Raw genomic sequence first — 12,191 nt, 5'->3', positions numbered from 1 at the left:
AGCCGGCTGCTGATGCCGGAGCGTTTGCCGGCCTGTTTGGAATGTAGGGGTGAAACGGTTGTGCGCCGGCGGCCAAATGTTTCAGACGGCCTTCGGGAAAGTGGGGGGAAGGCCGTCTGAAAGCCGGAAAATATGGGAGGAAAACAGAGCAGCCCCTTTTGCGGCGGCAATCATCCTTATCGGCATTCGGGGCGGCCTTCAACATGGCCGAGATAACCGGGCCATCCCGAGACATGGCGCAACTGTTTGAAAACACGGTAAGGCTTTGCAGAAAACGTTGAACAGCTTTCGTGGGGCGGTTTAACGTTGCGCCAGCACGCGGGCTGCCGTATCCACCACCGCCTGCGTTTGCGGGTCGATTTCGACATTTACCGCATCGCCCGCCCGGCGGCTGCCGAACAGCGTGCGCTGCAGGGTTTCGGGTATCAGGTGCACATTGAATTCGTCATCGGTTACGCTGCCGATGGTGAGGCTGCAACCGTCCAAGCCCACGAAGCCTTTGGTAAGGATATAGGGTTTTAATTCGGGCGGCAGCGCGAGCCATAGGGTGCGGTTGTGCGCACTCTTTTCGATGCGGGTAACGGTGGTGGTGGCGATGATGTGGCCGCTCATCAGATGGCCGCCGATTTCATCGCCGAAGCGGGCGGCACGTTCGAGATTGACGGCGCTGCCCACGCTGAGTGCGCCGAGGTTGGTTTTGGCCAGCGTTTCGCTCATCAGGTCGAAGTCTGCCAGCCTGCCGTTGATTTTGGTGACGGTAAGGCAGCAGCCGTTGTTGGCAACAGAAGCACCGGTTTGCAGATTGTGCGCCATTTCTTCGGGCAGCTCGACCGTGTAGGTGCGAAAATCGGGAGAGGGCGCGTGCACGGCAGCGATACGCCCCATGCCCTGAACGATGCCGGTAAACATAAGTTTTTCTTTCCTTTAGATAATAAATAGAATAGGCCGTCTGAAAGCAAAGCAGGTTGAGACCTTTGCAAAACTGCCGGATGCGGATGCAGTTCAAGGCGTAGCAGTGCAGCGGGCGCAGACAGATCACACGACAGGCGAGCGAGCAGTACCCCAAAGGGCATAAACGCACAACGCAGAAATGCGCCGCAGACGGGGGCAAAGGTTTCAGGTTTTCAGACGGCCTTATTGGGTTTTCAAGCGATAACGGCTGCGCCCGAGAGGCCGATAAACAAACCGGCAATCACCGCGCTCATCAGGTTGGAGAGCGAGCCGGCCACCACTGCTTTGAGGCCGAGGCACGCGACATCTTTGCGGCGGTTGGGTGCCATAATGCTCAGGCCGCCCACCAGCACGGCGATAGAACCCAGATTGGCGAAGCCGCACAAGGCAAATGAGATAACCGCCTGTGTGTTTTCGCTCAGTTTAACCGCCGACTCGGGGCTTAAATATTTCACAAATTCAGAATACGCTACAAATTCGTTCACCACCACTTTCTGCCCGATTAGCGAGCCGGCGATGCCCGCTTCGTGCCACGGCACGCCGATTACCCACGCCAGCGGCGCAAACAGCCAGCCCAAAATGGCCTGCAGGGTCAGACCCTCGTAGCCGAACCAGCCCGCTACGCCGCCGATGATGCCGTTGAGCATGGCGATTAAGGCCACGAATGCCAGCAGCGATGCGCCCACCGCCAGGGCAATCTGCGCGCCCGTTACTGCGCCGCCCGCCGCCGCATCAATCACGTTGGCGGGTTTTTCTTCTGCATCGGCGGCGGTGTCGATTTCCGCTTCGGTTTGCGGTTTTTCGGTTTCCGGCACCAACAGTTTGGCAAACAGCAGGCCGCCGGGGGCGGCCATAAACGAAGCGGCAATCAGGTAGGGCAGCGGCACGCCCATCTGCGCGTAGCCGCCCAACACCGAGCCGGCCACCGAAGCCAGGCCGCCGCTCATCACGGCAAAGAGCTCCGATTCGGTCATGTTGCGGATATAGGGGCGCACCACCAGCGGCGCTTCGGTCTGCCCCACAAAAATATTGGCCGCCGCCGACATCGATTCGGCTTTTGAGGTGCCCAACACCTTTTGCAGAAACCCGCCGATGATTTTAATCAGAATCTGCATCACGCCGATGTAATACAGCACCGCCACCAGCGATGAGAAAAACACAATCATCGGCAACACGCGCAGGGCAAACACAAAACCGCCGCCGCCGAACACTTCAAACATTTTGTCCGACACTAACCCGCCAAACAAAAAGCCCACGCCGTCGCCGCCGTAGGCAATCACCCTGCCCACCGCGTCCGACACTGCCAAAAGGCCGTCCCGCCCCCACGGCACATACAGCACCAGTGCACCCAAAGCCACCTGGATCAGCAGCGCACCTGCCACCGTGCGGATATTGATGGCTTTGCGGTTGGTGGAGAGCAACACCGCAATGGCAACCAGCACCGCCATACCCAGCAAACTGTTCAAAATGCCCATTGCGCTTTCCTTTGTTGAAGAAGTGCAGACATTATAAAGGAGCGCGTAAAGAGATGGCAGAATTTTCAGCCGGCCGACAAGCGGGGTGGGTTGGAAATGACCGGGCAGCGGAGTCGCCGGCCGGAATAGATTCAGCGGATCCATTTCATTTCCGTTACGGCATTGTCTGCGGCTTGCCGCCGTGCCGGAAATAAATCGGATTCGGCATGGTGTAAACGTTTCCGTTGCCGGTTCAGTGGTTTGCAGGGCCTTTTTCTCTGTGTTGGGGCGGGCGATGCCGTGTTATTTTAAATTTAATCCGCCGCATAAAGCTTTTGACCCATGCCGGAATTGGGATAAGATAAGGCCGTCTGAACACACTTTTGAGAGAAAGAGCAAATATGGCTTACCATTTTACCCTGCCTTCCAGCGCCGGCCGTGATTTCGTTTCTGCCGAACATCTGCCGCTGGTGGTGTATTTTTACCCCAAAGACAGCACGCCCGGCTGCACCACCGAAGGCTTGGATTTCAATGCCCGGCTGGCGCAGTTTGAAGCATTGGGCTATACCGTGGCCGGCATTTCGCGCGATGGTGTGAAGTCGCATCAGAATTTTTGTGCCAAACAGGGTTTTCAGTTTGAATTGTTGAGCGATACTGATGAAAGCGTGTGCAGAATGTTTGACGTGATCAAGCTGAAGAAACTTTACGGCAGGGAATCGTTGGGCATCGAACGCAGCACTTTCGTGCTCGGCGGCAACGGTGAAATTATCCGCGAATGGCGCAAGGTCAAAGTGGCCGGCCATGCGCAGGAAGTGCTGGAAGCCCTGCAAAACAACCCGTAGCACGCCAATGGCTCCCGGTTGGGAAAATGTCATCTTTCAGACGGCCTAAACAGCTGTTTGAAAGATTGAACGGTTAAAACCGGTTTGTTTAAAACCAATCAATTCAATTGTAATTTAATAATGTTTGTTAAAAACTTCCCGCTTGCGCGGCATTGTTTCCAAACGCATCATTACCTAACCGTATCCCTGAATCCGCAAATCCAAATTAATAAAGATTACTTAATATTTCAATTAAAAAAATATAATTTAAAAAATTAACGTTTAATCAAGCTAACGTTTAATCAAACTAATATTAAAAGTTATCTAAAATTTTTGGAAAAATGCTATGTATAATGAATTTCTTGACTATGCGGCATTATTCTTTCTGATATTTGCCTGCATAGTGCTGTTTTACGGCATTATCGCCATTCACGATATTCCTTATGAAATTGCCAAAAAGCGCGGCCACCCGCATCTGGAAGCAATACACTATGCGGGTTGGGTGATCCTGTTTACACTGTACGTTATCTGGCCGTTTTTATGGATTTGGGCAACCCTTTGGCAGAAAGACAAAGACTGGGGCGGCAGCAACCGTCAAGCCGAAAGCGAAAATATGGCCAAACTCAACCAATATCTTGAAAAAAAGTGATTTTGAAAACAAAACCATGAATTGAAGCAAGAGCTTTCTGCGATCAACCAAAAATTCCATCAGATTTCGGAACGCCTGCTGCATCTCGAGCAGGGCAAAACTGCAACCGGAACCGAAACTGCAACCGCACAAATACAAGAGAAGGAATAAATCAAAGTGGAGCTCATGCTACTTCTGATATACAGCAGTATCTGTATCTTCATATTCAAAGTTTTCCGCATTCCGCTCAACAAATGGACGGTGCCTACTGCCATCTTGGGCGGCGTGGTGATGCTCACCGGTATGCTGCTGGTGATGAACTATAACCACCCCTACACCAGGGCGGGCAGCCAATATTATATTTCCACACCGATTATTCCCAATATCCGCGGGCGCGTTGTCGAAGTGGCCGACATCAAACCCAACCAATTGGTAAAAAAAGGCGATGTGCTGTTTAAAATCGACCCCACGCCTTATCAGGCAGCAGTGGATTTGCGCAAGGCAGAGCTGGCCGATGCCTAAAGCAACATTAAAACCATAGATTCCGACTACCAAAGTGCCAAAGCACGGGCGGAAGAGGCCAAGCTCACCATGGCCCGGCGCAAACAGGAATACGAGCGTTATGCCCAATTGGTGAAAGCCGATGCGGTTGCCAAAACCGACTATGAAATCAAACAGCGCGAATACACCTCCAGCAAAGCCGATTATGAAGCCGCCAAGGCCGCTGGTGGTGTTCAAACTCAACAGCGACATTTCGCAATACTAAAGTGCCTTACGGCAGCAATGTGGAAATCGCCATTTACACCGAACACTTCCACCATTTGTCGACCATGCGCAAAATCCTGCTGCGCATGAACAGTTGGAAAAACTATCTGTATTTAGACCATTAAACCCGACCGCCCAAACCGATGCCTGTTTGAAAACTTCAAACAGGCATTTTTACAGCATTCCGATCAACCGTCCCGCCGGCCGTCTGAAACCGTTACCCTTATACCCAAACCCGTTTTCTTTTGCGGGGTGTTAAAATAGCGTATCAGTTTCCGAAACATTCTTTAATGAATTACCCCTGTTTATACGCCGCCCCGTTCGGCAACATCACGTTGGTTTTCGATCATCAACACAACCTGCTCGAGCTGCACCTCTCCGGCAAGCCCGAATATGCGCCGTATCCCCTGCCCGAAGCGTGGCGGCACAAGCTCGATGATTACTTTGCAGGCCGTCTGAAAAACTTCGGCCACCCCGTTTCCAAACAGGGCACGGCCTATCAGCAGAAAGTGTGGCAGGCGATTGCAGAAATCCCCGCCGGACAGGTGGCAACTTATCAAGACCTTGCCCGCAAAATCGGCAGCCATCCTCGTGCCGTTGGCGGCGCGTGCGGCAAAAACCCGCTGGCACTGGTGGTGCCCTGTCACCGCGTGGTTGCCAAACACGGCCTGGGCGGCTTCTCCGGCGGCGGGAGTGAAGCACTCAATATCAAACGCTGGCTGTTGAAACACGAAGGCGTGGAAATATAACCCGCACGCCGAGCCTTTGCCAAAAACTTTGAGCCCGCCTAAAACACCGTTTTTTTGTCATTTCCGCCTACACGGAGCGCGCGCAGCGGGCTTGCAGAGTAATACGGAAAATAAACTTTTTATGATGGTTTTTCATTTTGCAAAGCGCTCGGGCCGTCTGAAAAAATGCAACCGGATGATTGAAATATGAACAGAGCCCCCCAACCCGATTTACAGAAACGCCCGACCGGGATGGAAATCCTTTTGGCCGAAATGCAGGCCGGCAAAGCGCGGGCAGAAGCCCATTGGGCGGCAGTTGAGACCCAAGCCGCCCAAGCTGCCGTGTTGGTATATTGGCGGTTTTTGCCTTGCATCGTAACGATTAGCCCTGTGAACCCCGTTTATGCCGTCTGAACAACACCCCGACACCCTGGCCGAGCGCCTGCTCGAACATTTGTGGCTGAGCCGGCGTTTGAGCCGGAACACGCTCGATGCCTACCGCCGTGATTTAGAAAAAATCGCCGGCCGCCTGCGCGGGCAGGGCTTGGATTGGCAGAGTGCGCAAAGCACCGACTTGGCCGAGGCCGTTTATCATGCCGGTGAACAAACGCGCTCACAGGCACGCGCCCTGTCGGCCTGCAAGCGGCTCTACGGCTGGCTGCTCGAAACCGGGCAGCGAGCCGACAACCCCACCCGCCATCTCAGCGCGCCCAAGCAGGCGCCAACCCTGCCCAAACTGATTACCGAAGTGCAAATCGATGCGTTGCTGAACGCACCGGACACTGAATCGCCCTACGGCCTGCGCGACAAAGCCCTGCTCGAGTTGATGTATGCCACCGGCCTGCGCGTGAGCGAAGCGGTGAAGCTGAAAATAAACGAAGCCAACTTGAGCAAAGGCATCATCAACACCATCGGCAAAGGCAACAAACAGCGCATTGTGCCGCTGGGTGCCGAAGCCGTGTATTGGATAGAACGCTATCTGGCCCTAGCGCGGCCGCAATTATTGAAAAACCGCATCTGCGAAGCATTGTTTGTGAGCCAGAAACGGGTCGGCATCAGCCGCCAGCTGGCGTGGATGATTGTGGAAAAATACGCCGCCGGCGCCGGCATACAGCACCTCAGCCCCCACAGCCTGCGCCATGCCTTCGCCACCCATTTGGTCAACCACGGCGCCGATTTGCGTGTGGTACAACTGCTGCTCGGCCACGCCGACATCAGCACTACGCAGATTTACACCCACGTTGCCAACGAGCGCCTGAAAAGTATCGTGCGCGAGCACCATCCGAGGGGCTGATGCAGGCCGTCTGAAAAGGCTTTCAGACGGCCTGCGGCATTATCCGGGCGGGTGTGGGCAGACCGGGGTAGCGAACTGTTTCATTTATGTTGCGGCGTTGCCGCGCTCGGGCTCAACGAAAACGGTTTTGCCGGCCAAGCGGCAACGGAGCCGGTTTTGTGTTGGTTATGCCGCCTGCGGTTTAGCGTCTTACAGCGGAAATAAAATGGGTTGATGACGGCGCATTACGCCCGCAAGATGATTAGGCCGCTTTGTTTTTTGTTGTGCTGCCCGTGGTTTGCCGCCCTGTATCCGCGAAATATGAATGCGCGGCAGTCAATCGGCAGCAGCGTGGTTTCAACGGGAATGCGTTTTGAAAACGCTGCCGCAGCCGGTATGGCTATTTCTGTTTCGGCCTGAATGCTTTGCACACCGCCGCATCGGTTTCGATATACACGCCGCCGATCAGCTCGACACAATAGGGAATGGCGGCAAACAGCCCTTCCACTTCGACACTGCCGTTTTGCGTGCGTACGCCGCCCAGGGTTTCGGCGATGGCTTGGGGGCGGCCGGGCAGGTTGACAATCAAGCATCTGCCGCGTATGCCTGCGGTTTGGCGCGACAAAACGGCAGTCGGCACATAATGCAGGCTGATCCGGCGCATCTGCTCGCCGAAGCCGGGCATTTCTTTGTCGATAACCGCCAGTGTGGCCTCGGGGGTAATGTCGCGCGGGGCGGGGCCGGTGCCGCCGGTGGTGAAAATCAGATCGCAGCCATCGGTGTCGGCCATGCGCCGCAACGCGGCTTCGATGGCGGGCTGCTCATCGGCAACCAGTGCTTCGGTGAAATGGATAGGGTTTTTAACGGCGGCTTGCAGCCATTGTTTCAGGGCGGGAATGCCTTCATCGGCATACACGCCGCTGCTGGCGCGGTCGCTGGTAGAAACGAGGCCGATGGTAACGGCAGAAAGGGTGGGCGGCATAGTATTTCCTGGGTTGGCGGGGATAAACGGGGTTGATGGATGTTTGCACGGGGTAAGAGCGGTGCGGGTTTCTTTAAATTAAATTTCCTGTCGGGAAAACGCGGGTGTCCGCGAAATTTATTTTTTCCGGTTGCGGGTTGTGCCGCCTTTGCTTTCAGACGGCCTGAAATCATTGTTGCCGGGTTGCGGGCGTTTGCAGGCCGGGTCTTTGCAAAAATGCCTTAATGCCGTCTGAAAGGCTGAAATACCATTATTGGCTCTGCAAGCCCGCCGAGGTAGGCAGAAATCGCGGCAGATAAACTTCTTGTGGTGTTTTTTTGATTCTGCACAGGCTTCAGGCCGTCTGAAACGGGGTTACAAATCTACCAGCAGGCGGCGGATTTTTTCGATGGCGCGGGCGCCGCTGAGATTGCACGCGGTTTCGCGGCCGCTGTTGATGCAGGCGGTGCCGGTTACGCCGCACAGGTGGGCATAGGGCAGTCCGAGTTCGCGCGCGAGCACGGCTTCGGGCATGCCGGTCATACCGATAATATCGATGCCGTCGTTGCGGTAGCGGCGCACTTCGGCGCGGGTGGGCATGCGCGGCCCCTGCAGGCAGCCGTAAACGGCGCGGGCGTGCACGGGTGTTTGGTGGCTTCGGGCGTGTTCGAGCAGGGCTTGGCGCAAGGCGTGGTCGTAAGGCTCCGAAAAATCGGTGTGCACCACTTCGTTTTCCCGGCCTTCGAAAAACGTGCTGCGGCGGCCGAAGGTGTAGTCGACCAAATCATCGGGCACCACCAGCGAGCCGGGTTCGCAGGCATCGTTTAGTGCGGCTACGGAAGACACGGAAACCACGGCTTCGGCCTCTATGGAATGCAGCGCCCAAATATTGGCGCGGTAGTTGATTTCGTGCGGGGCGAGCGAATGGTTGAGGCCGTGGCGGGCGAGAAATACAATGCTGCGGCTGCCGAGTGTGCCCAACAGCAGCGGGCTGCTGGTGAGGCCGTAGGGTGTGCGCACGATGCGGCGCTGGGTGATGTTGAGTTCGGGCAGGCGGGTGAGGCCGCTGCCGCCGATAACGGCTATCATGGGCTGCTTTCTTCTTAATGGTGGAGAAATAGAGTGAATCCACTCGGTTTCGGTTGCGGTATTGCCTGTTTGGGTTGCGGCAAACGATTTTGCCGGCAGCGCAAGCGGCAGCAGAACCGGTTCCGTATTTGCTCTATTGCCCGCAGCGTGCCGCCTTGTGTTGAAAATAAAGCAGATTCAATATATTGCTGCGGTTGGTTTGATGCCGGAAATGTGGATTCGCGCTATTGTAATGGATAAACAGGCCGTCTGAAACGTTTCAGACGGCCTGTGTGTTGCGGTTAGGGCTTAGTGGTTGCTGCAGCCGCAGCCTGCTTTCATGTCGATAACCATGCGGCCTTGAATGGTGCCGTTGCGCATTTCTTGGAAAATGGCATTGGTTTCATCGAGTGTGCGGGTTTGCACCACCGGCACCACAATGCCTTCGGCACCGAATTGGAAGGCTTCTTCCAAATCTTTGCGGGTGCCCACCAGCGAGCCCACCACTTCGATGCCGTCCAGCACGATGCGGGGGATAGACAAATCCATGGTTTCGGGCGGCAGGCCGATGGCGACTACGCGTCCGCCCGCGCGCACGGCATCAACGGCAGAGTTGAAAGCATCGCGCGAAACGGCGGTAACCACTGCTGCGTGTGCGCCGCCCACTTTCTCCTGAATCACTTCGGCCACGTTTTCTTTGGCAGCGTTGACGGTGAAGTCGGCGCCCACTTCTTTGGCCAAAGCCAGTTTGTCGTCATTGATGTCGATGGCGATAACGTGCGCGCCGAACACTTTTTTTGCATACTGCACGCCCAAGTTGCCCAAGCCGCCTGCGCCGTAGACGGCAATCCATTGACCGGGGCGCACGCCGGAAACTTTGATGCCTTTATAGGTGGTTACGCCGGCGCAGGTAATCGAGCTGGCTTGGGCGGGATCCAAACCTTCGGGCACTTTCACGGCATAATCGGCATCCACGATGCAGTGGGTAGCCATGCCTCCATCGGCGGTGTAGCCCGCGTTGAGCACGGTGCGGCAGAGGGTTTCGCGGCCGGTGTTGCAGTATTCGCAGGCGCCGCAGCTTTTAAACAGCCAGGCAATGCTGACACGGTCGCCTTTTTTCAGGCGGGTTACGCCGGGCGCGGTTTCGGTTACGATGCCGATGCCTTCATGGCCGAGCACGCGGCCGGGCTTTTGGCCGTAGTCGCCGGCGGCAACGTGCAGGTCGGTGTGGCAGACGCCGCAGTATTCCACTTCCACCAAGGCTTCGTTGGCTTCCAGCGGGCGGATTTCACGCTCGACAATATCTACATTGCCATCGCTGTTTTGGGTAACCACTGCTGCTCTCATTTTCATGGTGCATTCTCCTGATTTAGGTGATAAACGAAGAAACGGCGGCGGTTGCGCGGCAGCGGAGCCTGTGCAGACCGCATCTGCTTCTGAAACGGGAGTATGCACCTTTTCCCGCCGGGAATCAAACTTATTTTTTTGTAAGTTATTGAAGTTAAAATATTTAGTGTTATAGTATAACGTTTTTTTCGACACAAGGCGTAACCGTGCTTTTTGCGGGATTTTCGCAGTGCCTGACAAAGCATGACTACATTTTGCCCAAGCATTGCCGCACCATCGGGCTATGGCCGGCCACTCAAAATCCATACAAGACGGCAGAGGGTAGGTGGCGGGCAAAACGGGTTGGGGCTGCCTTTGGTTGAAAGGGCTGGGTTGTGAAGGCGCGCATTTCCGATATGGGGCGGCAACGGAGCGGATTCACTTTATGGTGGTGCCGGCGGCAGTGTGCCGTCTTTCGTTGCAAATGTCAGGCTGCCGCCAATCGGGGCGGGCAAAAGCCCGGGCCGTCTGAAAGGTTTCAGACGGCCTGAAGTGTTGAAATCCCGGTGTTGTTGATACTTTCCGTTTTGCTTGAATACCGCTTGGAGGAAGTGTTGCCGGAAATGCCGAAAGACCGGGCGGAGCCGCCTCGTTTTTGCGCATACGCAAAATCACGAAACCATCGTTTCAGCAAAACAAAGCGGTTCGGTATAAAAAGTGTAAACACCCGGCCTTTTCCAGCACTTAAACTTTTGCCCATTCCCAAAGCCCCAAGAAATTCGGCTGCCGCTGTTTCCGCCGGCGCGGAAGTTGGGGGCATCTCGATATTGGTTTGGACTGTGTTCTAATATTTTCATTTGGATTCCCGCCGGCGCGCAGACAGTGCAGCAGGCGGTTGTTAAGCTTTTCAGACGGCATCGGGGTGTTTTTTGCACAAGCCCCTGCCTGAATATATTTTGCCGGCTTTCGGGACTATTCCCATTCTTCTCCACCGTTCCAGCCGTTTTTCAGGGCGGTTTGAATGGTGTCGGTGTCGAAGCCCCGGTAAGCGAGAAAGCGTGCCTGCTTTTGCTTTTCTTTCAAATCGGCGGCAGGGGCTTTGAATTTTTTGCGCAGCACGGCAACGGCGGTTTGTATTTCGCTGTTGCGGTCGGGCAGAAAACTGCGGGCGGTGTCTTCACTCACGCCTTTGGCCTGCAAAGCCTGTTGCAGGCGCAGGCGGCCGTGCCGGCGGCTTGCGCTGTGTATATAGCTTTCGGCGAAACGATCGTCAGACTGCAGACGGCTCTCGACCAGCCCGTTTAACAGCGTTTCGAGTTCTGCCTCGCTTTCTGCATAAGGCGCGAGTTTGCGCTTGAGCTCGGCGCGGCTGGTTTCGCGGCGGGCGAGAATGTCGAGGGCGCGGGTGTACAGGGATTTTTGCGGTTTCATGGCGGGATAAAACGGTTGGAAGGAATGTTTGCGGCCGTCTGAAAAAGGTTTCAGACGGCCGCAAACATTATTCGTGCTGCGTTTTCTGCGGTTGCAGGTTTTCGTAGATTTCGGGCAGCGAGCCGACCAGCCAATCGGGCTGGGTGGCGGGGTTCTGCGAGAGCTGGGTCATGTCGCCGTAGCCGAAGGTTACGCCCACGCTCAGGCAGCCGGCGGCTTTGGCGGAGAGAATATCGTTGGCGGAGTCGCCCACCATCAGCATATCGGCGGGGGCGGTGCCGAGCACTTCGGCGGCGTGCAGCAGCGGCAGCGGGCTGGGTTTTTTTTCGGGCAGGCTGTCGCCGCCGAGTATCAGGCTGAAATAGTCGGCCAGGTGCAGTTGTTGGAGCAGCTCGGTTGCCAGCACTTCGTTTTTGTTGGTAACCACCGCCAGCGGAATGCCCAGCGATCTGAGCAGAGCCAGGCCGGCTTCGGTTTCGGGGTAGGGGCGGGTGAACACGCTCAGGTGTTCGCGGTAGTAGCGGATAAAGAAAGCAAACGCCTGCTCCCAGCGGCCTGGCTCTGCTTGGCCGTTGCGGCTGTCGGTGAGAACGCGGTGGACAAGGCTGGCGATGCCGTCGCCGACATAGCTTGCTACGGTGTGTTCGGGCAGCGGCGGCAAACCCATGTGTTGGCGGGTGGCGTTGGCGGCAGCGGCAAGGTCGGGCACGGAATCGCAGAGCGTGCCGTCCAAATCAAAGGCAACGGCTTGAACATGTTTGATGGCAGGCATGGTCATGGTGGTT

15 protein-coding genes are annotated in these 12,191 nt (G+C 55.9%); 7 read left to right on the top strand and 8 right to left on the bottom strand.

Features of this window, described 5'->3' with window-relative positions; translation table 11 throughout:
- Window positions 1–300 precede the first annotated feature (300 nt).
- Both IR141_RS03785 and IR141_RS03780 read right to left on the bottom strand, forming a co-directional pair.
- Window positions 301–909, bottom strand: coding sequence for a riboflavin synthase subunit alpha (locus IR141_RS03785; protein WP_135034333.1), 609 nt, complete (start codon window positions 907–909; stop codon window positions 301–303).
- Between the two features lie 236 nt (window positions 910–1,145).
- Window positions 1,146–2,426, bottom strand: coding sequence for a NupC/NupG family nucleoside CNT transporter (locus IR141_RS03780; protein WP_135034332.1), 1,281 nt, complete (start codon window positions 2,424–2,426; stop codon window positions 1,146–1,148).
- Between the two features lie 380 nt (window positions 2,427–2,806).
- Here IR141_RS03780 and IR141_RS03775 point away from each other — a divergent pair, with 380 nt between their 5' ends.
- The 7 genes from IR141_RS03775 (at window position 2,807) to xerD (ending at window position 6,641) form a co-directional block, all read left to right on the top strand.
- Complete coding sequence (locus IR141_RS03775) at window positions 2,807–3,247, top strand: peroxiredoxin (protein ID WP_135034331.1); 441 nt, start codon at window positions 2,807–2,809, stop codon at window positions 3,245–3,247.
- 325 nt (window positions 3,248–3,572) lie between these two features.
- On the top strand, window positions 3,573–3,875 hold the full coding sequence (locus tag IR141_RS03770) for a DUF3302 domain-containing protein (protein ID WP_135034330.1): 303 nt from the start codon (window positions 3,573–3,575) through the stop codon (window positions 3,873–3,875).
- Window positions 3,876–3,896: 21 nt separating this feature from the next.
- The gene (locus tag IR141_RS13775) at window positions 3,897–4,025 is read left to right on the top strand and encodes a hypothetical protein (RefSeq protein ID WP_255518790.1); all 129 of its coding nucleotides are present in this window, start codon (window positions 3,897–3,899) and stop codon (window positions 4,023–4,025) included.
- 15 nt (window positions 4,026–4,040) lie between these two features.
- A complete protein-coding gene (locus IR141_RS13360; RefSeq protein ID WP_209304404.1) occupies window positions 4,041–4,376 on the top strand; it encodes a biotin/lipoyl-binding protein in 336 nt (111 codons plus the stop codon).
- Between the two features lie 533 nt (window positions 4,377–4,909).
- Complete coding sequence (locus tag IR141_RS03760; protein ID WP_135034329.1) at window positions 4,910–5,368, top strand: methylated-DNA--[protein]-cysteine S-methyltransferase; 459 nt, start codon at window positions 4,910–4,912, stop codon at window positions 5,366–5,368.
- A gap of 186 nt (window positions 5,369–5,554) precedes the next feature.
- Window positions 5,555–5,761 carry a hypothetical protein gene (locus tag IR141_RS03755; RefSeq protein WP_135034328.1) on the top strand — a complete coding sequence of 69 codons (207 nt, stop codon included), beginning with the start codon at window positions 5,555–5,557 and terminating at the stop codon, window positions 5,759–5,761.
- Window positions 5,751–6,641: a site-specific tyrosine recombinase XerD gene (gene xerD / locus IR141_RS03750; RefSeq protein ID WP_135034327.1), complete on the top strand. Its 891-nt coding sequence runs from the start codon at window positions 5,751–5,753 to the stop codon at window positions 6,639–6,641. Before IR141_RS03755 ends, xerD begins: the two co-directional genes overlap by 11 nt.
- Window positions 6,642–7,020: 379 nt before the next feature.
- On the opposite strand, the gene mog is transcribed toward xerD, so the two are convergent.
- The 6 genes from mog to IR141_RS03720 all read right to left on the bottom strand — a co-directional run bounded on the left by mog (window position 7,021) and on the right by IR141_RS03720 (window position 12,184).
- The gene (gene mog, locus IR141_RS03745) at window positions 7,021–7,602 is read right to left on the bottom strand and encodes a molybdopterin adenylyltransferase (protein ID WP_135034326.1); all 582 of its coding nucleotides are present in this window, start codon (window positions 7,600–7,602) and stop codon (window positions 7,021–7,023) included.
- 354 nt (window positions 7,603–7,956) lie between these two features.
- Window positions 7,957–8,670: an S-methyl-5'-thioinosine phosphorylase gene (locus tag IR141_RS03740; protein WP_135034325.1), complete on the bottom strand. Its 714-nt coding sequence runs from the start codon at window positions 8,668–8,670 to the stop codon at window positions 7,957–7,959.
- Between the two features lie 288 nt (window positions 8,671–8,958).
- Window positions 8,959–10,002, bottom strand: a complete 1,044-nt coding sequence (gene adhP, locus IR141_RS03735; protein ID WP_167743031.1) for an alcohol dehydrogenase AdhP — start codon at window positions 10,000–10,002, stop codon at window positions 8,959–8,961.
- Between the two features lie 511 nt (window positions 10,003–10,513).
- Complete coding sequence (locus tag IR141_RS03730; protein WP_135034324.1) at window positions 10,514–10,795, bottom strand: hypothetical protein; 282 nt, start codon at window positions 10,793–10,795, stop codon at window positions 10,514–10,516.
- Between the two features lie 152 nt (window positions 10,796–10,947).
- On the bottom strand, window positions 10,948–11,406 hold the full coding sequence (gene recX / locus IR141_RS03725) for a recombination regulator RecX (RefSeq protein WP_135034323.1): 459 nt from the start codon (window positions 11,404–11,406) through the stop codon (window positions 10,948–10,950).
- Window positions 11,407–11,473: 67 nt separating this feature from the next.
- Window positions 11,474–12,184, bottom strand: a complete 711-nt coding sequence (locus IR141_RS03720; RefSeq protein WP_135034349.1) for a phosphoglycolate phosphatase — start codon at window positions 12,182–12,184, stop codon at window positions 11,474–11,476.
- Window positions 12,185–12,191 lie beyond the last annotated feature (7 nt).

It is taken from the genome of Neisseria sp. 19428wB4_WF04 (genome assembly GCF_015235335.1).
In the GTDB taxonomy this organism is placed as follows: Bacteria; Pseudomonadota; Gammaproteobacteria; order Burkholderiales; family Neisseriaceae; genus Neisseria; species Neisseria musculi.
Note: the sequence above shows the minus strand (reverse complement) of the source record. Positions and strands in the feature narration are given on the sequence as shown.